Below are 21,915 nucleotides of genomic sequence, written 5' to 3'. Positions count from 1 at the left end.
AAACTTTTTCACAAGTTCTTTTCGTTGACTGTTTCGTCCTTGACAGTGTTATTATCTTATCACTACCGTATTTATTTATCAATAACTTTGTTTGATTTCACATTCTGTTACTTCGAAAGAAATATCTCGCCTTGAGACAACTTGATTAGTTTATCACTTCATATTTCCAATGTCAACAATATTCGCTTATTTTTATTATTAAGAATTATATTCTATAAATATTATCTACTGCCGCTATCATAGCCCTCTTTGTAAAGAAACCTGATGATGCCAGCTGTGATACTTTACTTAAATTTAATTTTAAATTTTCATAACCCAAATTATCTATACCATCAATTTGTTCCTGCAAGTCTTTCAATGATGAATAAACTATTCCTAATTTGTATTCTTTTATTATATTAGATTGATGGCTAGTAGATGGTATTACTACAGGCAAGCCAATACTTAGGAAAATTGATAACTGAATTGAATTGTTTAAATCATTATTAACTACAAATCCAAAACCTGAATATTTTTTTATTAGTAAGAATTGCTGAATACTTTCAATTTTATCTATGTTATTAAGAGAAATTAATTCATCGGATGCTCCACCTACTTGATAGATATTATTACTTTTCTCTATATAACTTGTTTTATTATCCAATAAATAATCGGTTAAACCTAGTGTAAATAGTTTCTTTTTAAATCTACTTAATTTTTTTATACGGTCTTTCATTAATTTATTCTCAACTATAAGAATATCAAAATGTTGTAGTTCCTTTTGGACATCATCTTGAGCTGCATTTATTGTCAGATCAAATTCCCAAGCTGGAATGTCCCAAACTATTCCAACTAATTTAGTATTTTTTTCTTTAAGCTGCCTAATAAATTCTATATCATATCTCATATTTGCTTGAAGCATCGGGTACTGTAGAAATACTATATCACCTGTTTTAACTTCACTAACGACTACTGAAATGTCATGAGCAAGTTCATCATCTGATTTATCTCGATCATTATAAGTATAATATTCCAAACTTTCAAAACCAAGACTATTTGATATTTGAGAAGTTTGCTTATTTTTTACATATAATTCATTTTGTGAATAATAATCCGGTATAACTAAAGTGCTTGTCCAAATCGTCATGTTTTCCTCTTCTTTGTATAAGAAAAGACGATCTTAATCGTCTTATTTAACTTTTCCATCCCATGCTGCTAATCCATCTTTTAAAAGATATATTTCAGTAAAACCTGCTTTTTTAAGGGTGGGTACAACGCTTACTGCTTGCTGTGGTCTACCCATTTCATAGATTAGGACTGGCTTATTTTTATTTAATGCTGCCAGACTATTTCCAATTTGATTTGCTGGAATGTTTCTTGCTCCCAAAATATGCTTAACACGAAACTCACTCGGTTCTCTAATATCTACAAGTTGACCTTGTGGTATTAATTCAGCGAATTCTTCATTATTAATTTTTTTTGATCCTCTACGTACTTGTAACGTTTTATACAATGACCAACCTGCCATTGCTAAAAGTACTGCCAATAGTGTTAAATTTATAGCTAACATTAATTTTTTCCTTTTTTATTATTTATCAAATTTCATTGCAAGACTTGCTGCTCCAATGATACCTGCATCATTACCAAGTTGTGCTAATTTGACTGAAGTTGTTTCTTGAACTTGAGGAAATGTATATTCTAAGAAGTATTTTTCTACTTGATTTCTTAAGAATTCACCTGCAGCAGAAACTCCTCCACCGATAACGATTGAATCTGGATTTAAAGTATTACCTAAATTACCACATGCAAGGCCTAAATATTGAGACACTTTATCAACCACAATAATCGCAAAGCGATCACCCGCTTCCGCAGCACCAAAAATATCTTTTGAAGTCACTTGCTCACCATTATCAATTGAATCTTTAATCTGGCTTTCACCTTCATACTCTTCAGATAGTTTACGTGCTAAACGAACTACTCCAGTCGCAGAAGCAACTGTTTCCAAGCATCTTTTTTTCCCGCAAGTACAATCAAATCCATCAACATCAACCGTAATATGACCAATTTCCCCACCTGCACCAGCGACACCATGAATTAGATTTCCAGCAGCAATAATACCACCACCAACACCTGTTCCAAGGGTCACAAATATTACATCTGGATTATTTGCTCCTGCTCCAACCCAACGTTCCCCAAGAGCAGCAACGTTAGCGTCATTATCAACCGCAAATGGTAATCCAACACCTTCAGTAATTTCTTTACCAACTTGTTGAGTATCTTTCCAATTTAAATTATACGCACCTTTTACAGTTCCGTTTTCAATATCAACACTCCCTGGACTACCCATTCCGATTCCCAAAAAATCAGCCTTTGTTAAATTGTAAAGGTTTATACGGTGATTGATACTCTCAATGATATCTGGAACAATATATTTACCTTCATTTGTAATTCTAGTTTCAATAGCCCATTTATCCTGAATTTCTCCTTCAAGAGTTAGAATACCAAATTTAATTGTTGTTCCACCTAAATCGATTCCGATTATTTTTTTTTCTGACATAAATATTTACCCCTTAATTATATATGCTTATTAGCATCTTCTTCTTTTTTATGCTCTGTTCTTAAAACAAGTTCTGCTTGAAGATAATCTGTCTTATCAATTAAACCTAAATCATAGAGATTCTTCAATTCTATCTTCATTAACTCAATATCATAGATCCTTTTTCCAACATAGATAAAAATACCAAATCTTTTTAAAAATTGTTGAACATCATAAAGGCTTTTCATAGTTTTCATACATTACAAGAATAGCATGAAAACGCTTGTTTTTCAAGATAAAAAAGTCACAAATAATTTGTTTTTCTGTAAATTTTACAATTCATTTCCAGTAATAAAAATACTAATAACAATTAATATAAACCAAATTTATTTCAACAAAAAAGAGAATTATCTATATAGATAACTCTCTTCATCACTCTATTTTTATAGGCCTGGTGCACGACCAATTTCAGATTCAAGCATCCAAATTGTTTTTTCAAGTCCACCTTTAGCTGAAGTAAAGATATCTGAAGTTACAGCATCTCCTTCTTCATCAGAAGCTTCAATACCTTGTTCAAATAAATCAGCTAAATATTTATAAGCTGTTACTACTTCTTCAATTCTTTCTGCGATAGATTTATTCCAATCAGCTGGTTCAAGTTCGATTTTTGAAAGTTCATCAAATTCTTTAAGTGTAGATACTGGACTTCCCCCAATTGTAATCAAACGTTCTGATAATTCATCAAGCGCTCCATTTAATTGATCCATTAATTCATCCATTTTTGGATGTAATTTCATGAATCCAGGGCCTCTCATGTACCAATGTACTTGGTGAACAAGAGCACTAGCTTTTGATAAGTCAGCAACTGATTGATTTAAAAGTTCTTTTGTTTTTTCTCTAGACATTTTAACACCTAAACCTTTCTATATTTCTATTCTAAGCCATTACTATACTTTTTGCAAAAATTTCAACTGAAAATTTGTGATTATTTTACGTATATATTTGTGAGGTGATTTTATGTTTATATATTTTATTTACGGAAGTATCATTGGTTCTTTTTTTGGTCTATTAATTGATAGATTTTACAATTCCTCTATATTTTTCCCAGCTTCGCACTGCAAAAATTGTCAACAAACACTCGGAACATGGGATTTAATTCCCATAATTTCACAAATCGTGAGTATGAGCAGATGTAGATACTGCGAATCTAAAATTCCATATTGGTATGCTGTAATAGAATTATTCACAGGTTTTATTTTTGTTTTGCTTTACCTAAGAGCAATTGACTTTACTGCATTTTTCATTATTTTATTGGGTCTGATATTATCAGCTTTTGATATAAAATACAATTCCTATCCTTTGATTATATGGCTAATGTTTACAATACCAATACTTTTATTAAATTCAATAAATCTTCTTTTTATATTTTTAATAGTACTAACAATGCTGGCGTTTATGTTTGATATAAAGATAGGTTCAGGTGACTTTCTTTTTTTAGCAACACTAAGTCTATCTTTAAGCGAACTTCAAATACTATTTTTAATTCAGTTCTCATCGTTTTTAGGAATTATATATTTTGTCATTTGGAAGAAAAAAATCATTCCTTTTGTTCCATTCATGTATTCTGTATATTTGCTAATATTAGCATTTACAAACCTGTTACCGTAACGCCCAACAATCTTATACCTTTTTCAACTAAATTTTCAAATTCACTAAACAATTGAAGAGCTAACTTATTTATCTGTTCAAATTCATTATTTTTTTCTAGGACGCTTATACGTTTTGTATGAGTTTCAAAATCTGCTGTTCGAATTTTAAGTACTATCGTCTTTCCTTTTAGGTCTTTCTCTTTCAGCGTTTGAGAAACTTTTTTAGAAAGAATAGTTATCTCCTGACGAATATCTTCTTCAAGATAGAGAAGCTTTCCGTATGTTTTTTCATTGCCAACTGATTTCCTTGGTCTGCTAGACTTCACTTTACTATTATGAATTCCATGTCCCTTTAAATATAGTTGCCATCCCATTACACCTAACTTGTCAATTAAAATCTGAGGATTTATTTCTATTATATCTGATCCTTTATAAATTCCAATTTCATTTAATTTCTCTTCAGTTCTCTTACCTACCCCATGAAATTTTTCAATTGGTAAGTCTTTTAGAAAATCTTTTGCTTCGCCTGGTGTAATCAGTGTCAGACCTTTTGGCTTTTGAAAATCACTAGCTAACTTTGCCAAAAATTTGTTATAAGAAACTCCAGCAGAGCTGGTTAAATGAATTTCTTGATATATATCATGCTGAATTAATTTAGCAATTTTTACGGCACTTGTACTGTTTATTTTATTTTCAGTTACATCCAAATACGCTTCATCGGTAGCAATGCCTTCAACTAAATCAGTATATCGGTGAAATATCTCATGGATTTGAGCAGATATTTCTTTATATTTTTGATAATTACCAGAGATAAAGATTGCTTGTGGACAAAGTTCATAAGCTTCTTTTGCGCTCATAGCAGAATGAATTCCATATTTTCTAGCTTCATAGTTACAAGTAGAAACAACACCACGTCCCCCACTTTCAAGAGGATTACGAGCAATTATTACAGGTTTCCCTACTAGTTTAGGATTATCTCTTTCTTCAACCGATGCGAAAAAGGCGTCCATATCAATATGAATGATTTTTCTACTCGTATCATTAATTAATGGATATTCCAACATACTTTAAGATCTCCTTTAAGTATATTATAGCAAAAAATACTAATAAATTCGTACTTTTTTGACTTTTAAATATTAAAAAAGAGCTATACAATAATGTATAACTCCTTTTAATATATTTAATTGACATCTAAATTTAAATTAAATATTTATTATTTAACTGCGTCATCCATTGAAAGAACTTCGTGGAATACACGTTTAGTTAATTCTTTACGTTGTTCTGGGCCTAAGTATTTAGTGTTTACACAGTATCCAGAAATACGTACGATTACGTCTTCACCATTCATAATCTTGTCATATACGTCCGCAAGGTCCATAACGTTCAAGTTCATGTGTTGTCCACCATTGATGAAGTATGCATCAAGAATGTCAACAAGGTTAGCTACTTGTTCTTCACGAGTTTTACCAAGTGCACGTGGTGATACTTGTGTAGTTAATGAAATACCATCATTTGCATCTTTAAAGTCAAGTTTAGCAATTGAGTTAAGGTTTTGTAACCATCCACCTTTAGAAGCAGGTAGTGGGTTAGCACCTGGTGAGAAGAATTCATATTCACTGTAGTTTACAGAACCATCTTCGTTTAAGAAGATACCACGGTTTACTGGTGAGTGACCAGTTTGTTTAGAGTAAGCTACGTTAGAAGTGATCGTTAATAATGAAACTGTTGCTTCCGCATTCTTGTAAAGTTTGTGGCTAGCAAGTTTTTCATGATACATCTTCATAACAAGTTTACCAATGTTATCAACACGGTCATCATCTTCACCAAAGCGTGGGAATTCACCTTCAGTGATATAGTCTACGATACGTCCTTCTTCATTACGTACTGGTTTAACAGTAGCATATTTAATAGCTGAAAGTGTGTCAACAACGTTTGCAAATCCACAGATACCGAATCCCATGTTTGCACGTTGATGTGATGGCAAGAATGCCATTTGAACTGCTTCGTAGTTATATTTATCAGTCATGTAGTGAATGATATTCAATGCATCTACGTAAGTATCAGTTAACCAATCAAGTGATTTATCGAAGTTTTCCATTACTTCATCGTAATCTAATACGTCTGAAGTGATAGCATCAATATCAAATACTTTATAGTCATGGTGCACGTCATCATATCCACCATCAATACCTGTAAGAAGTGCTTTAAGTACGTTTACACGTGCACCAAAGTATTGAATATTGTGGCGTTGATTTTCACTTTCAGGATCAAGTGGAGATACACAACAAGAGATACATGACATTTCACCGTAACCATCTTTAGCCATTGTTTCAACACCTTCATATTGGATTGAAGAATGTTTATGGCTCATGCTCATGCAGTAGCGACGGAAGTTGTATGGTAATTCTGGTGACCATAGAACTGTTAAGTTTGGTTCTGGAGAGTTACCAATATTATCTAATGTGTTTAAGAAACGGTAGTCCATTTTAGTAACACGGTGACGACCGTCGTTACCTAATCCACCCATTGAAGTTGTAATGAATGTTGGGTCACCTGAATAGATTTCATCATATGCTTTTGTACGAGCAAATTTAACTGAACGAAGTTTTAATACGAAATCATCAACAAATTCTTGAATTTCTGATTCAGTAAATGTTCCACGTTCTAAGTCACGTTGTGCGAAAATATCAAGAACGATTGGCACACGTCCAAGAGAAGTTGCAGCTCCATTGATTACACGTGCAGCAGCCATAAATGCAATGTTAGTCCATTGGATAGCTTCTTTAACGTTCATTGCTGGTTTACGAACATCTAATCCGTAAAGATCACCAAATTTTGCTACTTCATCAAGTGCTTGATATTGTAGGTTAATTTCTTCACGTAGACGAATAGATTCTTCATCAATTTCAGTAATAGCATTCCAGTCAGCTGCTTTTTCTTTCATCAAGAAATCAGCTCCGTAAAGTGCTAGACGAGCATAAACACCGATGATACGTCCACGAGAATATGCATCTGGAAGACCAGTTACAGTATGTGCATGGCGAGCACGACGGATATTTTGAGTGTAAGCACGGAAGATTCCGTCATTTACAGTTGTTACATATTTAGTGAAAATTTCATGTAGTTCTGGTGAAATTTCATAACCATTTTCTTTAAGAGTAGTTTCTGCCATGCGGATTCCACCTCTTGGCATTAAGCTTAAACGGAATGGTTCTGAATTTTGTAAACCGTAGATTACATCAAGATCTTTGTCGATATATCCAGCAGGAATATCAGCAATACTTGCTACACGGTCAGTGTCCATTGGGAAGCGAGTTGCTTCATAGTGGTCTTTTGTTGAATCTAAAATGTGTTTTACTTTAAGGCTACGTTCAGTAGGACCAGCTAAGAATGATTCGTCACCATCATAAGGTTCGTAGTTTGCATTTACGAAACGAGAAACGCTAACTTTTTCTTTCCAGTCAAGGCCTTTAAAACCTTCCCAAGCTTTTTCGAAGACATCTTGAGTTACTTCAGTTTTCATTATCTTTACCTCCAGATAAAATGGTCAATTTAACGACCTGTTATATTTACATTCTTATAATACCATACAGAAATCGCTTCCACAAGTAAAAATCATTAGTTTTACAACAAACTTTATTAGTACAATTTACCAATTTTCGAAAACTGTTATAGTTCTATGATTATTCCAAAATGATCACTAATAATTTCTTCGTTCACGTTATCAAAAATCACCATATGCTTATATGCTTCAACATATTCATCAACAAAAACATAATCAATTCTCAACGATTGATTGTTGCCATCCCATCCATCAATTTCATTTAATACCGTATATTGTCCGACAACACTTTTAGAATTAATAAATGTATCTTTTAAGAAAGGAGCTGACTCTTTAATTAATTGATATCCTTCATTTTCGATATGAGCAGCGTTATTAAAATCACCCATTATGATAGTTTGATAACCTAAACTTCTCCTAGCTTTAATATTTTTCAAAATAATATTCCATTCTTTTTCAAAACATTTTTCATTTTTATCATCAATCCACCAAGAAAAATGTGCAGAATAAATAGATTTGTTACCTGCGTTACCTACCAAAACTTTTCGAGTATGATAATCCTCGTAATCATCAGTTTGACTTACTAAAATTGACTCAACATCTGTCAGTTTTTCTTTTGAAAATAAAGCAACTCCTTCGTCATACTTTCCATATCCAACATGATTTACTGCCCATGACCAATAATACATTAGACCTTTAGAAGCAAGTTTTTCAGCTATTAGTAAGGCATAGTTATCTGCCTTTATCGGGAAGTTATTTCCTTTAGCTTCAACATAGAACTCATCAGGTTTAACTATTGGGCTAGTAATTTGCTGGTTTATTTCTTGAAAGCAAAAGTAATTTGGTTCTTCTCTTATAATAAAATCAATTAGTTTTTCTAACTTATCTTCTGGATTATCTTCAATCCAACTATGAGTATTCAAAGTAAATAATTTTTCCATAATATTCTCCTTAAAGGACAAAAGGGCTAAAGCCCCTTTTATCCTACTGTGATGTTCCCAATTTCTTCTTTACAATCAACTCTTCCAGTTGAATTGATATTAACTGATTTAATTTTATCAACGTTTGTAAATAAAACAACTACATCAATTCCTTTTCCTGCTGCTTGAATTTGTTCAATATCCATATCAGCAATTTTTGTCTGAGGGTTAACTTTGTCTCCAACCGAAACATAATTTTCAAAAGGTACACCTGCAAGTTCTACTGTATCCAATCCCATATGCACAAGAACTTCTGCACCTGCTGGTGTCATAATTCCAATTGCATGTTTACTTGGGAATACACTAACAATTTCACCTGTCACTGGTGCATAGATTTCATGTTTCTCTGGAATAACTGCAAACCCATCTCCCATCATTTTCTGAGAGAATACTTCATCTTTAACTTCAGTAACTGGAATTATTTTTCCATCAGCTACTGCATAAATCATTTCTTCAACTAATGGACCAGATTTTTCAACTTTATCAACAGCTTGACTAGTAATTCCTGTAAAATTTGATTCTGGAATTTTAGCACCTGAATCAAGAAGATCTTGAATATCAGATTTAAGGACATCTGCTTTTGGACCGTAAACCGCTTGAATACCTTTACCTTTGCGAATTACACCACTAGCTCCTAGTTTTTTCCAAATTTGATCATCAACTACTTGATTTTCATCTTTTACTGTAATACGCAGACGAGTCATACAAGCATCAACATCCGCAATATTTGCAGCGCCACCTAAGGCATTAATTATATCAATGACTTGCTTATCGCCATCTGCAACCACCAAACTTCCGCTCTCTTCAGAGTCGTCATTATCATCATCGTAATTTCCATTACGACCTGGTGTGGCATAATTAAATTTCTTAATCATGAAATCTGCAACGAAATACATGATAAAACCAAATAGGATTGTTGTAATAATGAAATGAATATAATCAATTCCGATACCTGCTTTCAATGCAAGTGGTGTTCTAGTTAATAATTCAAGGTTACCAAATGAATGTAGGCGTTCTGTCCAAAAATCAGCTGTTGCGAATGCTAAACCTTGAAGTACAGCATATATTGCATATAAAGGCATAGCTACAAACATGAACATGTACTCTATTGGCTCAGTTACACCTGTTAAGAAAACGGCAAACATTGATGCCAAAATCATAGATTTATATTTTTTCTTTTTGTCTGGATCAACATTTTTGATCATAGCCATACCAAGTCCCATAAGGATTCCTGAAGCACCAATCATTTGACCAACTTTAAAGCGAGCTGGTGTTACGGTTGTAATTAATTTATTATATGCTGCTGTATCTCCTGCTGCTCTAAAATTACCAAGGTCAGTAACCCAAGCAAACCAAAGCGGATCTTGTCCTAATACTGTAGTACCTGCATCAGCACCTGTTTGAATTACATAACTACCTCCTAATTGAGTATAGTTAATTGGAATAGTAAGCATATGGTGCAAACCAAATGGTAAGAGCAGACGTTCTAAAGTTCCGTACAAGAATGGGGCGACATATGGTGCAGTATCCTTTGAAGATGCTAACCACATACCAAAGCTATTAATACCTGTTTGAACAATTGGCCAGAATATAGCAAGTATAATTGATACTAATACAGACCAAGCAATCACAACAAATGGTACAAAGCGTTTACCATTAAAGAATGCAAGTGCATCTGGAAGTTTACGATAATTATAATATTTATTATAAATTGTCCCACCCATGAATCCAGCAATAATACCAACAAAAACTCCCATATTCAATGCTGGTGCTTCAAGTACTGAAGTAAAGTAACCGCGAACTAACACTCGACCATTCAAAAGAGTATTGACTGTTGCATTTGGATCAGCAAGCATTTCGTTGGTTACTCCAAATAATGCTCCTGTAATTCTATTTAGAAGGACAAATCCAATACCAGCTGCAAAAGCTCCTCCAGCTCTGTCTTTAGCCCATGATCCACCGATAGCAAGTGCAAAAAGCAAATGTAAATTACCAATAATTGCCCATCCAATTTGAGCAATTACACTACCAATTGTAACTAATATTTGGATATTAGGGCTAATTAGCGGAACAGCATTTCCTATTGAAATCATAAGCCCTGCTGCTGGCATTACTGCTATTACAACCATTAATGACTTTCCGAATTTCTGCCAAAATTCGAAACTAAGTAATTTTTTCATAACTCCTCCATATAAAATAAAATAGGTATAGAAACGATTTGTGCAATCGTTTGCATTTGCGATAATTTAAGTATATTAAATATTTAACAAACTGTCAACGAATTATTAAAATGTTTTTATTAAGTAATACATCTGATATAATATAATTATAAATATATGGAGGATTAATAGAATGAGTTTTGAAAAAGTTAGTTTGGAAAATGAAAATCTAAAAGTCACTTTCTTAGATTATGGTGCTAGAATATATGAAATCTTCGTTAAAGATGTTGATGGAATATCTGAAAATGTTCTTTTGTCTTTAGATGAAGATTTTATTAAACAAGATACTGCCCAATTTGGAGCAAGTGTCGGAAGAGTTGCAGGTCGTTTAAGTAGACTTGATTATGATTTTGCTACACTTGAAGATAATACTGCTCACGGTATAAACATACATTCAGGGTATGATGGATGGTGGAACAAAACTTGGGCACATAAAAAAGGTAGTAACTGGATAGAATTTTCTCTAAAAGATATATACTCTGGTTATAAAGGACAGTTAGATACAAAAATCCGCTACGAACTCGAGGATAATAAGCTCATTATGACAAATTTTGCAAAAACTGATACTGATACATTTTATAATCCTACAAATCACAGCTATTTTAATCTCTCTGGTGATGTAAAAGAAAAAATCGATGGACATGAATTACAAATTTTAGCTGATAAATTTGTAGAGACAGATAAATTAAATATTCCTACTGGTGAATTGAGAGGTGTTGAAGGTACGCCATTTGATTTTAGTGAACCTACTTTAATCAAAGATTCATTAGAAAAGTTACCAAATGGAATTGACGATTGTCTTGTTATTGATAAAAGTATAGGTAACCATACTCCTACATTAATACTTAAAGATCCAAATTCTAGACGAACTTTATCAATTACAACAGATAGAGGAGCTTTTGTAATCTTCTCAACAACAGGTTTTGATGCTGATTTTACCTTAAATGGTGGTAAAAAGATGTCTTCTCAACTTGGGATTGCTATTGAACCTCAAGAACTACCTGACGCTCCAAACCATGAAGGGTTTGGAAATATTGTCTTGAAAGCTAACACTGAGTCTGTTCACAAAACAATATATGAATTTGGAATTTATTAACAATCAAAAAATAAATACTGCAATAACTGCAATATTTTTCAAGTTTTTTTGTAATTATTTATATAATACTATTTTCAAAATTACTTACGCTAATAAAATAAAAAACTCCCTTACGGAAGTTTTTTATTTTATTAGTTTTGTTTCAATTAATTTCCTTACTGAGCTTGAATTCTTAGTAAGATTAATTGTTAACTTTAAAACTATTAAGCTTTGTTTGCTGATCCGAATACGTCGATACGTTCTTCAACAGCTTCTTGGATTGCTTTAACACCTGGTGCTAAGAATTTACGTGGGTCAAATAGTTTTTTAGCATCGTAGTCAGCTTCATTAGCTTCGTATTCTGCAGCGAAAGCACGAGTTGCTTTTGCAAATGCGATTTGACATTCAGTATTAACGTTAACTTTAGCAACACCTAGTTTGATAGCTGCTTGAATTTGATCATCAGGGATACCAGAACCACCGTGTAATACGATTGGGAATCCAGGAACAGCTTCAACAAGTTTTTCTAAGTGGTCAAGATGAAGACCTTTCCAGTTTTCTGGGTATGGTCCATGAATGTTACCGATACCAGCAGCAAGGAAATCGATTCCAGTTTCAACCATTGCAACTGCATCTTCGATTGGAGCAAGTTCACCGTCACCGATGATTCCGTCTTCTTCACCACCGATAGTACCAACTTCAGCTTCCACTGATACACCTTTAGCATGTGCTAAGTCAACAACTTTGCGAGCAAGCTCAAGATTTTCATCGATTGGTAGATGAGAACCATCAAACATTACTGATGTGTAACCAACTTCAATACATTCAAGTGCATCATCATAATGACCATGGTCAAGGTGAATAGCTACAGGAACAGTAATATTCATTGATTCTACAAGGTTTTCAACGATTGCTCTAGCAGTTTTATAACCACCCATATATTTACCAGCACCCATTGAAGTTTGGATAAGTACAGGAGCTTGTTTAGCTTCTGCAGCACGTAAGATTGCTTGTGTCCACTCAAGGTTGTTAGTGTTAAATCCACCTACAGCATATCCGTTTTCACGAGCAGCTTTTACAAATTTTTCAGCTGAAACGATTGGCATTTCATATTCCTCCAAAGTTTTTTTAGAATTGAGGGATTATTCCCTCATACAATGGATATTATATCACTTTGTGAGTTATTATTCTAGTTTGAATTGATAATCTGTTAAAGAATACATAAAAAAACATTAAAAACACCACTATTGTATTTACAAATATAGTTAATAAAAAGACTACCCCTCATATAGATAGGTAGTCTCTAGTCTATGCTTCAAGCCAACTTTCCAATAACTCTGCAAAATCTTCATACATGAGTTTTTTCACTTTAGCAATATCTGCCCTATGTTCTTCCCCATTTTTAGTGAATACTTCTTGGATCTTTTGTTGATTATGTGCTAGTTGTTTGAGTTTGAAAATCATCTGTTTCTTATCCATATATATTTCTCCACCTTCTTTTTTTCTTATCTTTTATAATATTATAGCAATTTTTGGAAACGTTTTCAATATAAAAAGTTTATTCTTTCACAGAAATTAACTTGATTTTTAATATTTTTAGGTAGCAAAAAAACCTAGTCAAAGCTAGGTTTAAATTTTTTATGCTCTTGAATAATTTGCAATATCAGAAGTAATTTCTTCGATAAACTCATCAAGTTTTAATACTTTTGTTTCCTTACTTCCATAACGACGAACATTTACTGTTCCCTCTTCTTGTTCTTTGTCTCCGACAACTATTTGATATGGAATTTTATTTGTTTGACTAGCACGAATCTTATAACCCATTTTTTCATTACGTTCATCTACATCCAAACGAATTCCTTTTTCTTTAAGGGCGTTAGCAACATTCCACGCATAATCAGCATGTGCCTCATTTGAAACTGGGATAATTGTAGCTTGTGTTGGAGCAAGCCAAGTTGGGAATGCACCTTTATATACTTCTATTAGGTAAGCTACAAAACGTTCCATTGTTGAAACTATACCACGGTGAACCATTACTGGACGATGTCCTTCTCCGTCAGCTCCAATATATTCAAGCTCGAAACGTTCTGGCAATAAGAAGTCTAATTGGATTGTTGAAAGAGTTTCTTCATTTCCAAGTGCCGTCTTAACTTGAACGTCAAGTTTCGGACCATAGAAGGCAGCTTCTCCTTCTGCTTCAAAGTAATCTAGTTCAAGGTCATCCATTGCTGCTTTAAGCATTGTTTGAGCATTTTCCCACATTTCATCGTTGTCAAAATATTTGTGAGTATCTTCAGGATCACGATAGCTCAAACGGAAGCGATAGTCTGTGATATTGAAGTCACGATAAACGTCCATCATAAGATTTAAAGCACGTTGGAATTCATCTTTAATTTGATCAGGGCGAACAAAGATGTGTCCATCGTTTAGAGTCATTTCACGTACACGTTGAAGTCCTGACAAAGCACCTGATTTTTCATAACGGTGCATCATACCAAGTTCTGCAATACGAACTGGTAATTCACGATATGAACGAGGGTGACTCTTGTACACTTCAATGTGGTGAGGACAGTTCATTGGACGAAGTACTAACTCTTCTCCATCACCCATATCCATTGGTGGGAACATATCTTCTTTATAGTGATCCCAGTGACCTGAGGTCTTATAAAACTCAACATCAGCCATGATTGGTGTGTAAACATGTTGATAACCACGCGCTAATTCTTGGTCTACAATATAACGTTCAATTGTACGACGAATAGTTGCGCCATTTGGTAACCAGAATGGAAGTCCACTACCAACTTCTGGATCTACCATAAATAAATCAAGCTCTTTACCAAGTTTACGGTGATCACGTTCTTTAGCTTCTTCGCGAACTTTAAGGTAATTTTTAAGGTCTTTTTTATCGAACCAAGCAGTACCGTAAACACGTTGCATCATATTATTATCAGAATTTCCACGCCAGTAAGCACCAGCAACATTTAATAAGTGGAAAATTTGAATACGTCCAGTAGATGGTACGTGAGGTCCACGGCATAAGTCAGTAAATTCACCTTGAGTATATACTGTCAATCCTTCTCCAGCATGCTCTTCAATAAGTTCTAGTTTATATGGGTCATCGGCAAAAATTTCTTTTGCTTCATCCTTTGTAATTTCTTTACGGACTGCAGGATGATTTTCTTTTACAATTTTCATCATTTCTTCTTCAATTCGAGGAAGATCTTCATCTGTAATTTGACCAGAAGCATTATCAGTATCATAGTAGAAACCATCTTGAATTGCTGGACCTACACCCAATTTAATATCAGGGAATAATCTACGAGCAGCTTGAGCAAATAAATGTGCTGCTGAATGACGTAGTAAAGGAAGAGCATCTTCATGGTCAGGGGTCACAAGTTCCAATGTTCCATCTTCTTCGATTGGACGATCGAAATCAATTAATTGATCATTAAATTTACCAGCCAATGTTTTTTTAGCAAGTGATTTGCTGATTGATTCAGCAACTTCGTAAGGTGTCACGCCTGATTCATACTCACGTACAGCACCATCAGGGAAAGTAATTTTTATCATTATATATATCCTCTCTTATATTAGATTCATTTTTAATTTTTTACTACAAGTTTATTAATAGTATTGAAATACTAACAGTCGGCTGCGACTAAAACTTATGAACTATGTTCGTTTTAGTTTTATCGACAACGTTGCCCAAAGGGCATTAGTCAGCACCTTTTTTACGGGCTTCCCCTCCTAGAATTTTCTCTACAAGTCACTTTACAGCTTTGAACGTTGTTCAAAGTTAATGAACTGTAAACTTCCTTGTATACAAATTCTTAGCAGTCGGCTCAGCACCTTTTATTATAGTTTTTTGACTTTTCGGTCGTGGTATAGCTTAACCTTGCATCTTTGCCATCAGCTTTTCTACAAATAGATATGCTGCTGGGCAGTACTCTGTATTTTTTATAGTAAGATTGTTGATCTGATATATTTTCTTGCGATCCGTATGAGGAAACTCCCTACATGCTTTTGGTCTCACATCATATATATCACACAGGTTATCTTGACCTAAAAATGGACAAGGCATGCACTGAAAAACCTTATCACCATCCTCATCAACTCTAAGATAGGCATCTTCAAAATCAGCGAGCTTCATTCTCTCTCGTTTTGCAACTCGTTCAATATCTGCTTCCGTCCATAACGGTCCTAAACATTTACAGCAGTTAGCGCATTTTGTACAGTCCACTTCCTCGAAAACTTCCTCATGAATCGACTTGGTAATCTTATCTAGATTTTTAGGTGGCTTTTTTTTCAGACTTGCTAAAAATTTTTGATGTACTTTTCTCTTCTGCAATGCCAGATTTCGATAATAATCTACATCAATTTCATTATTTATTTCTTTCATCTATTAATTCCTTCTGTACACTTTTTCATAAAAAAAATCCCTTGCTTGACACAAAGGACGTTGTAAACGTGGTACCACCTAAATTCAGAATGTACGAAAAATCGCCATTCCCTCTTAGTCTTAACGCGACTGCCACGCACAAAGTTTCCAAAGTGTTTTTCAAAGTAGTCTTGAATAAGTGTTTTTATCAGGCTTCCATCATCCCCGAATCGCTAGGAAAAACTTAAATCTTCAAGTTGTCTTTAAAATTATTATAGCTTTTTAGGATTATTTTTCAAGTGAAACTATAGAATTTCTTCGATCTTCTCTTCCAAATTCATACTGGCATCAAGTAGATTTTGAAGATTTACTGCAAAATCATAGTCAGACATATTAATATGACTAAATACTGTTCCTTCTGAAATTTGAACCATAAGTGACGGACGAATATTTTCATCTAATGCATCTTTTGTTGTTTGATCAGAATAAAAATAGAAGTTATATTCATCGGCTGAATCTTCTTCTGCTAGAACTTCTTTAATGACAGATAAAATAGAATCTTGTTTTTCAGGATCGTTTAGATCAACAATTTTACCATATTCAATTTTCTTTAATAGAGGTAATTCACTTACCCAAACATTTCGACTTGTTACACCATCAGATTCATAAGTTTCATCAAATATTTTCTTCATTATTAGATAGCCTCACTACTCTATTTATTTTTACTTAATTATACCAAAATTTATGGGATTAACTGATAATAATATTTTAAGAGTTTATGAGTTTAAATTTTTCCAAAAAAATAAGAGCCTAAGCTCTTATTAGAAAAACATTTCAACTATCAATTGAAGATTTAGTACTGTAAGTAGGGCTGTTGCTATCCATCCAAGACTTGCAATCAGTTTACTATTTTTAAATTTCCCCATGATTTTTTCGCTACTTGTAAAATAAACTAGCGGAATCATTGATACTGGTAAGGCAACACAAAGGAATACTTGGCTATCAACCATCAGTTTATCCAGTGCTGACTCTTGTCCATTGAAGTAAATTGCACAGGCAAGTACTGGAAGAATTGAAAGTCCACGTGTAATTAGGCGACGTGCCCAAGTTGGAATTCTCATATGGATGAAGCCTTCCATAACGATTTGTCCTGTTAGAGTACCAGTTATTGTTGAATTTTGTCCACTAGCTAGGAGGGCGACTGCAAATAATGTACTTAGAACTGGACTAGCGATATCACCCGCAAGTTTATTATCTTGAAGTGCATCATATAAAGCTGTGAAAGTTCCTAGATCTTCTTTAGTTCCAAAGAACATTGCAGCACCTAAAACTAAAAGCAGACAATTAATAACAAAGGCAATTGTTAATTGGATATTTGAATCCCAGGTTGTATATTTTACAACTTTTGCAACTTCTTCATCATTTGTGCGATCAAATTTTCTACTTTGAGAAATTGATGAATGTAGATATAGGTTATGAGGCATTACAGTAGCACCTACAATACCTAAAGCCATTGTTCTTTCACCCTTATCAAGAAGAATTTTTTTATCAGGGATAAATCCTCCAAGAATTTCTTTTATTGCAGGATGTGCAATAGCTACTTCGTAAGCAAAAACTACAAGAATTACAGTAATTAATGTGATTACTATAGCTTCAATTTTTCTAAATCCTAACTTCATTAGGAATAATAGGAGCAATACATCGAATACTGTAAGTATTACACCATAAACAATAGGTATGCCAAATAATAATTCGAGTGCAATAGCGCCACCTATTACCTCAGCAATATCTGTTGCCATTATCGCAAGCTCTGTTACGATCCATAGAACTATACCTACCCAACGGCTTGTATGTTTCCTCGTAGCTTGGGCTAAATCCATACCTGTTACTATACCAAGTTTTGCTGCCATGTATTGAAGAAGCATAGCAATAAAATTTGAAAGTAAAATTACTGATAATAATACATAACCATATTGGGCTCCACCACCAATAGATGTAATCCAGTTCCCTGGATCCATGTAACCAACGGCAACTAAAGCTCCTGGACCTGAAAAGGCTAATAGATTTTTCCAAAAGCTTCCTGTATCAGGTATCTCAACAGTACCATTGATTTCTTCCAAGCTTATATTATTGGAATGTTTTACAAATGATTTGTCATTTTTCATACTTAACTCCTCTATTCAAAAATATAAGGCAAAAGTCATGTCTTATCTAATTCGTGATAAGTATAAAACAAATTTTTCTATATGTAAAGAATTTTGTTAGGTTAACCTAAAATATTTTTATGTTTAATAAAAAATAATCCTTTAACATCATTTAATAAACATCAAATAATAAAAAATCCAGTAACTTTGAGCTACTGGATTCGGAGTTTTATGAAAAAGTTTTTACAGCTTGCTATGAGCTGTTATTTTAGGAGTAAACTCAGTATAAATCTGCTTGCTTAAAACAAACTGAAATAAAACTTAAGCATTCCTTATACTATTTGAATATTTTGAAGCGATCTTCGTCATTCATAAATTCTTTTTCACCGGCTGCTTCTTCAATGCTACCAAATACTAATTGGCTACGAAGTTTCCAACTTGCAGGAATTCCCCAAGTTTTTGCAACTGATTCATCGATTAATGGATTATAATGTTGTAAATTTCCTCCAACATTTATTTCAGCTAATGCAGTCCAAGCATTTACTGCAGCAATCCCTGTATGTTGTTCACTGAACCCTTGGAAATTATCAGCATAGATAGGAAATTGTTCTTGAAGGTTTTTAATAATATCTTGGTCTTCAAAGAATAAGGCAGTACCTGCTGCTGCTCCAAATGATGCAAGTTTTGCTTTTGTAGCTTCAAAAGCTTCAGTTGATGCTCCTTGTTCACTCATTGTAAGTCTTAAGTCTTCAGTTACAAGTTCCCAAAGTCTATCTTGTTCTTTTCCTGTTAAAATTAAAACACGACTTGTTTGACTGTTAAATGCTGAAGGACTAAGACGAACAGCTTCCTTAATTGTTCCAATTGCTTGGTCAACATCAATGTCTTTACCTAAGTTATAAATTGAGCGACGTTTTTCAAGATTTTCTAAGAATGACATAATTTTTCTCCTTTAAAATAACATTTTATTTAATATTCTTTCTTGTTTACATATGTAATCTTAATCCTTTGATTTACATTTGTAAACTATTTTGCTTGAAAAATTTTTCATATGTTAGTTAGAGTAAATTCATACTTACTCATATTATGAGTTTTATGAGTTGATTTTATATTGATTGTATTTTAAAGATTTCTGCATTATAATTTGCTTGACATAATAAATAAGGAAGGAGAAGTTTATGAACATAAAAAAAATAATATCTACGTCTAGCATCTTAATTTTTAGCACTTTAATTTTAGCATCTTGTACCTCATCTCAAAACAATAAAATAAGCAATAAACAAGACAGTAAGCAATCTGTTAATAAAAATACAGCATCTCAATCAAGTGAAATATCGAAAGAAAGTTCAAGTTCAGAGGAAGAAAAAGAAATTAAGTCTTTTAACGTTAAAAATTTGTCAGGTATATGGAGAGATGAGAATAATCAAGGAATCTCTATAAATTTTAATAATAATACCTACGAGACTGCTTCTGTATCTGAACTGTATGCACCTGCTGGTAATTATATATACGACTTCAGAAATACTAGGATAGGAGAAGATAGCGTCGAATTGTTTGCAGGACAAAATGCACCTACAGAAAATAACTTAAAGATTTTTTCAAATAAAGATGGGAATGTGATAAAGGTCATTTCAAAATATAATTACTCATCAAGTGAAAAAACAGAAAATCCTGATTATAAAAATAATAGTTTTAATGATTCAACATCCAATACTGGAAGTAGAGTTTTGAAAAAAGCTGGAAGTACTGACCTAAGCGGAAATTATTATGGTGACAAAGAGAATAACTATAATACTGTCCAAAAAGTTTATGCAGACTTTTCAGATTGGATATCAAAAAGCTCATACGCTCAAGGAAAAGTAATAATTGAAAACCGATCTGAAGCACTCAGTCATTATCAAAGTCCCAGTTCCATGGGATTACACATAATGGTTAATAACCCAACTAATATCTTTACTGGACTAGTACCAGGATATATGGGTACGTTGACTAAAATGTCTAATGGATCCGTTGAAAACGTGGATGCCATTTCAAGTGATTTACTCTCTAATGATAAATACAGAAATTTTTGCTATTCCATTTCCGATAGTTCTACTGACCCTTCTTATGATAACCTTTCAAAAGATTTAAAATCATTCAAAGTTTCTGTCCTCGGTCTGAATTCTCAAAGCGAGATACTTGGTGCATTATTAGTAGATGGACAGAATTTAGAACAAAATAGTAACATGTCACATCTATACTCACCTACTACTGTTTACTATAGCATTGCTGAGATTTCAACTGGTGATACTGGCTTATATCACAACGAAAATGATTTTAGAAAATCAATGGAGGGTAAAGAACCTGCTGATACTTCTATGGCCACTACAAACTTTGAATATGGAATCAATTATACAATGATAAAAAATTCTTATAGAGTATTCTTGGGAAATGATGGTAAAGTATATCAAACAAAATCACGCGAGCAAAATACTGGTAGAGAGGAAGTATTTCTAGCACCAGAAGATATGCAAGTAGAATACTCAAATATTTTAGCCAAATACAATATACTCCCTGAGTAATATAAAAAGCACATTACTATTCAATTATGTAGTAACATGCTTTTCTTTTATTAGTTACACGCGAACACTTGAATTACCTGAAAAATCCATTTCAAGATCTGGAATATAACTTAATTGAACTTCTTTTACAAAATGGAGTGCTTCGAGTTTTTCTTTTACTTCTTCGACTTCTTCTTCGTTTACATATATCTTTACATAGCGTAATTTTCGTGATGTATAGACTGGTTCGCCAAATTTTCTTAGCTGTCTTGTATGTTTATAACTGTTGTAATAAATATAAAGTGCTCTTCTTTTTTGAATTTCTAAACTATTTTCCACAAGATCCTCCTTTTCCATGATGCTTTTTACCAGAGAAAGGTAGCCCCTCATCAACAGAGATACTTTCAGATACTGTTTCTACTATATCATGAGTCAATTCTGCCATAAGAGACTGCAAATCATTTTCGGCAAGTCGCAAGGCATATACATGCTCATTCAAATTAATCTCTCTCTGCAAAGCTCTAACTTCTCTTTGAAGTTCTTTAAGTTCAGTACGATAAGCTACATATTCTTTATTATCTTCTAGTTTTCGACTTTTGTCGGCATAGAGACGAATTTTACTTTGTAGACCTTCGTCTGCTTGAAAATCTGCTTGAACTTTTTTGTACTTAACAACCTGTTCAAAGTTCAAAAAATTTTCCACGATTTTATTTATTGTATCATCTATATCAAATAAATCTTCATTCACAATTAACATGTCTTTATTATATCAGATATTAAGAATTTTTTGAGATAAATATGCTTCTTTTCCCAGAAACATATATAAAAAAACGCTTTTATATGGTAAAATACC

At 33.2% G+C, this 21,915-nt stretch carries 21 protein-coding genes; 3 read left to right on the top strand and 18 right to left on the bottom strand.

The genetic code is table 11. The features are described 5' to 3' along the window. Positions 1 to 205: 205 nt before the first annotated feature. The 5 genes from BG261_RS06685 to BG261_RS06665 form a co-directional block, all read right to left on the bottom strand. Positions 206 to 1,126, bottom strand: coding sequence for a glycosyltransferase (locus BG261_RS06685; protein ID WP_070792477.1), 921 nt, complete (start codon positions 1,124 to 1,126; stop codon positions 206 to 208). A 42-nt stretch (positions 1,127 to 1,168) separates the two neighbouring features. Continuing rightward, entirely contained in the window at positions 1,169 to 1,549 is a 381-nt protein-coding gene (locus BG261_RS06680) for a rhodanese-like domain-containing protein (protein WP_070792475.1), read from the bottom strand. Positions 1,550 to 1,567: 18 nt separating this feature from the next. Then, positions 1,568 to 2,536: an ROK family glucokinase gene (locus tag BG261_RS06675; protein WP_070792473.1), complete on the bottom strand. Its 969-nt coding sequence runs from the start codon at positions 2,534 to 2,536 to the stop codon at positions 1,568 to 1,570. 17 nt (positions 2,537 to 2,553) lie between these two features. Then, complete coding sequence (locus BG261_RS06670) at positions 2,554 to 2,772, bottom strand: YqgQ family protein (protein ID WP_075201853.1); 219 nt, start codon at positions 2,770 to 2,772, stop codon at positions 2,554 to 2,556. A 186-nt stretch (positions 2,773 to 2,958) separates the two neighbouring features. Next, positions 2,959 to 3,420, bottom strand: a complete 462-nt coding sequence (locus tag BG261_RS06665) for a Dps family protein (protein ID WP_070786957.1) — start codon at positions 3,418 to 3,420, stop codon at positions 2,959 to 2,961. Between the two features lie 112 nt (positions 3,421 to 3,532). Between BG261_RS06665 and BG261_RS06660 the strand changes: the two genes are divergently transcribed. Continuing rightward, positions 3,533 to 4,183, top strand: a complete 651-nt coding sequence (locus BG261_RS06660) for a prepilin peptidase (protein WP_070792469.1) — start codon at positions 3,533 to 3,535, stop codon at positions 4,181 to 4,183. Here BG261_RS06660 and dinB read toward each other — a convergent pair. From dinB to BG261_RS06640, 4 genes are all read right to left on the bottom strand, one after another. Next, a complete protein-coding gene (gene dinB, locus BG261_RS06655) occupies positions 4,164 to 5,228 on the bottom strand; it encodes a DNA polymerase IV (protein WP_070792467.1) in 1,065 nt (354 codons plus the stop codon). The two genes, BG261_RS06660 and dinB, sit on opposite strands and share 20 nt — an antisense overlap. A 149-nt stretch (positions 5,229 to 5,377) precedes the next feature. After that, positions 5,378 to 7,687, bottom strand: coding sequence for a formate C-acetyltransferase (gene pflB / locus BG261_RS06650; protein ID WP_070792465.1), 2,310 nt, complete (start codon positions 7,685 to 7,687; stop codon positions 5,378 to 5,380). Between the two features lie 146 nt (positions 7,688 to 7,833). Beyond that, complete coding sequence (locus BG261_RS06645; protein WP_070792463.1) at positions 7,834 to 8,667, bottom strand: endonuclease/exonuclease/phosphatase family protein; 834 nt, start codon at positions 8,665 to 8,667, stop codon at positions 7,834 to 7,836. Positions 8,668 to 8,705: 38 nt separating this feature from the next. Further along, positions 8,706 to 10,886 carry a PTS transporter subunit IIBC gene (locus tag BG261_RS06640; RefSeq protein ID WP_070792461.1) on the bottom strand — a complete coding sequence of 727 codons (2,181 nt, stop codon included), beginning with the start codon at positions 10,884 to 10,886 and terminating at the stop codon, positions 8,706 to 8,708. A 172-nt stretch (positions 10,887 to 11,058) separates the two neighbouring features. Here BG261_RS06640 and BG261_RS06635 point away from each other — a divergent pair, with 172 nt between their 5' ends. Further along, complete coding sequence (locus tag BG261_RS06635; RefSeq protein ID WP_070792459.1) at positions 11,059 to 12,021, top strand: aldose epimerase family protein; 963 nt, start codon at positions 11,059 to 11,061, stop codon at positions 12,019 to 12,021. A gap of 203 nt (positions 12,022 to 12,224) precedes the next feature. On the opposite strand, the gene BG261_RS06630 is transcribed toward BG261_RS06635, so the two are convergent. From BG261_RS06630 to BG261_RS06605, 7 genes are all read right to left on the bottom strand, one after another. Further along, positions 12,225 to 13,106, bottom strand: a complete 882-nt coding sequence (locus tag BG261_RS06630) for a class II fructose-bisphosphate aldolase (protein WP_070792456.1) — start codon at positions 13,104 to 13,106, stop codon at positions 12,225 to 12,227. A 202-nt stretch (positions 13,107 to 13,308) separates the two neighbouring features. Next, a complete protein-coding gene (locus BG261_RS11480) occupies positions 13,309 to 13,479 on the bottom strand; it encodes a hypothetical protein (RefSeq protein WP_158006627.1) in 171 nt (56 codons plus the stop codon). Between the two features lie 159 nt (positions 13,480 to 13,638). Beyond that, positions 13,639 to 15,570 (bottom strand): threonine--tRNA ligase, encoded by a 1,932-nt coding sequence (thrS, locus tag BG261_RS06625; RefSeq protein WP_070792451.1) that lies wholly within the window; start codon positions 15,568 to 15,570, stop codon positions 13,639 to 13,641. Positions 15,571 to 15,889: 319 nt separating this feature from the next. Further along, entirely contained in the window at positions 15,890 to 16,399 is a 510-nt protein-coding gene (locus BG261_RS06620) for a YkgJ family cysteine cluster protein (RefSeq protein ID WP_070786966.1), read from the bottom strand. A gap of 284 nt (positions 16,400 to 16,683) precedes the next feature. Then, on the bottom strand, positions 16,684 to 17,070 hold the full coding sequence (locus BG261_RS06615; protein WP_070792449.1) for a hypothetical protein: 387 nt from the start codon (positions 17,068 to 17,070) through the stop codon (positions 16,684 to 16,686). Positions 17,071 to 17,199: 129 nt separating this feature from the next. Further along, entirely contained in the window at positions 17,200 to 18,543 is a 1,344-nt protein-coding gene (locus tag BG261_RS06610; RefSeq protein WP_070792448.1) for an Nramp family divalent metal transporter, read from the bottom strand. Between the two features lie 316 nt (positions 18,544 to 18,859). Beyond that, a complete protein-coding gene (locus BG261_RS06605) occupies positions 18,860 to 19,462 on the bottom strand; it encodes a nitroreductase family protein (RefSeq protein WP_070792446.1) in 603 nt (200 codons plus the stop codon). A 238-nt stretch (positions 19,463 to 19,700) separates the two neighbouring features. On the opposite strand from BG261_RS06605, the gene BG261_RS06600 reads away from it, so the two are divergent. Further along, on the top strand, positions 19,701 to 21,083 hold the full coding sequence (locus tag BG261_RS06600) for a hypothetical protein (RefSeq protein WP_070792444.1): 1,383 nt from the start codon (positions 19,701 to 19,703) through the stop codon (positions 21,081 to 21,083). 54 nt (positions 21,084 to 21,137) lie between these two features. Here the strand turns inward: BG261_RS06600 and BG261_RS06595 are convergent, their stop codons facing one another. After that, entirely contained in the window at positions 21,138 to 21,401 is a 264-nt protein-coding gene (locus tag BG261_RS06595; RefSeq protein WP_158007183.1) for a DUF2129 domain-containing protein, read from the bottom strand. Further along, positions 21,391 to 21,819 carry a YlbF/YmcA family competence regulator gene (locus BG261_RS06590; protein WP_070792441.1) on the bottom strand — a complete coding sequence of 143 codons (429 nt, stop codon included), beginning with the start codon at positions 21,817 to 21,819 and terminating at the stop codon, positions 21,391 to 21,393. The genes BG261_RS06595 and BG261_RS06590 overlap by 11 nt, the downstream gene beginning before the upstream one ends. Between the last annotated feature and the right edge of the window lie 96 nt (positions 21,820 to 21,915).

The sequence above is a fragment of the Floricoccus tropicus genome, from assembly GCF_001832905.1.
Classification (GTDB): domain Bacteria; phylum Bacillota; class Bacilli; order Lactobacillales; family Streptococcaceae; genus Floricoccus; species Floricoccus tropicus.
Note: the sequence above shows the minus strand (reverse complement) of the source record. Positions and strands in the feature narration are given on the sequence as shown.

What these genes read in the sequence shown, in the direction of transcription:
- BG261_RS06590 (WP_070792441.1), bottom strand. Translation starts at nt 21,819, where the DNA reads ATGTTAATTGTGAATGAAGATTTATTTGATATAGATGATACAATAAAT.
- thrS (WP_070792451.1), bottom strand. Translation starts at nt 15,570, where the DNA reads ATGATAAAAATTACTTTCCCTGATGGTGCTGTACGTGAGTATGAATCA.
- BG261_RS06635 (WP_070792459.1), top strand. Translation starts at nt 11,059, where the DNA reads ATGAGTTTTGAAAAAGTTAGTTTGGAAAATGAAAATCTAAAAGTCACT.
- BG261_RS06665 (WP_070786957.1), bottom strand. Translation starts at nt 3,420, where the DNA reads ATGTCTAGAGAAAAAACAAAAGAACTTTTAAATCAATCAGTTGCTGAC.
- BG261_RS06610 (WP_070792448.1), bottom strand. Translation starts at nt 18,543, where the DNA reads ATGAAAAATGACAAATCATTTGTAAAACATTCCAATAATATAAGCTTG.
- BG261_RS06685 (WP_070792477.1), bottom strand. Translation starts at nt 1,126, where the DNA reads ATGACGATTTGGACAAGCACTTTAGTTATACCGGATTATTATTCACAA.
- pflB (WP_070792465.1), bottom strand. Translation starts at nt 7,687, where the DNA reads ATGAAAACTGAAGTAACTCAAGATGTCTTCGAAAAAGCTTGGGAAGGT.
- BG261_RS06620 (WP_070786966.1), bottom strand. Translation starts at nt 16,399, where the DNA reads ATGAAAGAAATAAATAATGAAATTGATGTAGATTATTATCGAAATCTG.
- dinB (WP_070792467.1), bottom strand. Translation starts at nt 5,228, where the DNA reads ATGTTGGAATATCCATTAATTAATGATACGAGTAGAAAAATCATTCAT.
- BG261_RS11480 (WP_158006627.1), bottom strand. Translation starts at nt 13,479, where the DNA reads ATGGATAAGAAACAGATGATTTTCAAACTCAAACAACTAGCACATAAT.
- BG261_RS06605 (WP_070792446.1), bottom strand. Translation starts at nt 19,462, where the DNA reads ATGTCATTCTTAGAAAATCTTGAAAAACGTCGCTCAATTTATAACTTA.
- BG261_RS06630 (WP_070792456.1), bottom strand. Translation starts at nt 13,106, where the DNA reads ATGCCAATCGTTTCAGCTGAAAAATTTGTAAAAGCTGCTCGTGAAAAC.
- BG261_RS06670 (WP_075201853.1), bottom strand. Translation starts at nt 2,772, where the DNA reads ATGAAAACTATGAAAAGCCTTTATGATGTTCAACAATTTTTAAAAAGA.
- BG261_RS06645 (WP_070792463.1), bottom strand. Translation starts at nt 8,667, where the DNA reads ATGGAAAAATTATTTACTTTGAATACTCATAGTTGGATTGAAGATAAT.
- BG261_RS06600 (WP_070792444.1), top strand. Translation starts at nt 19,701, where the DNA reads ATGAACATAAAAAAAATAATATCTACGTCTAGCATCTTAATTTTTAGC.
- BG261_RS06640 (WP_070792461.1), bottom strand. Translation starts at nt 10,886, where the DNA reads ATGAAAAAATTACTTAGTTTCGAATTTTGGCAGAAATTCGGAAAGTCA.
- BG261_RS06615 (WP_070792449.1), bottom strand. Translation starts at nt 17,070, where the DNA reads ATGAAGAAAATATTTGATGAAACTTATGAATCTGATGGTGTAACAAGT.
- BG261_RS06680 (WP_070792475.1), bottom strand. Translation starts at nt 1,549, where the DNA reads ATGTTAGCTATAAATTTAACACTATTGGCAGTACTTTTAGCAATGGCA.
- BG261_RS06675 (WP_070792473.1), bottom strand. Translation starts at nt 2,536, where the DNA reads ATGTCAGAAAAAAAAATAATCGGAATCGATTTAGGTGGAACAACAATT.
- BG261_RS06660 (WP_070792469.1), top strand. Translation starts at nt 3,533, where the DNA reads ATGTTTATATATTTTATTTACGGAAGTATCATTGGTTCTTTTTTTGGT.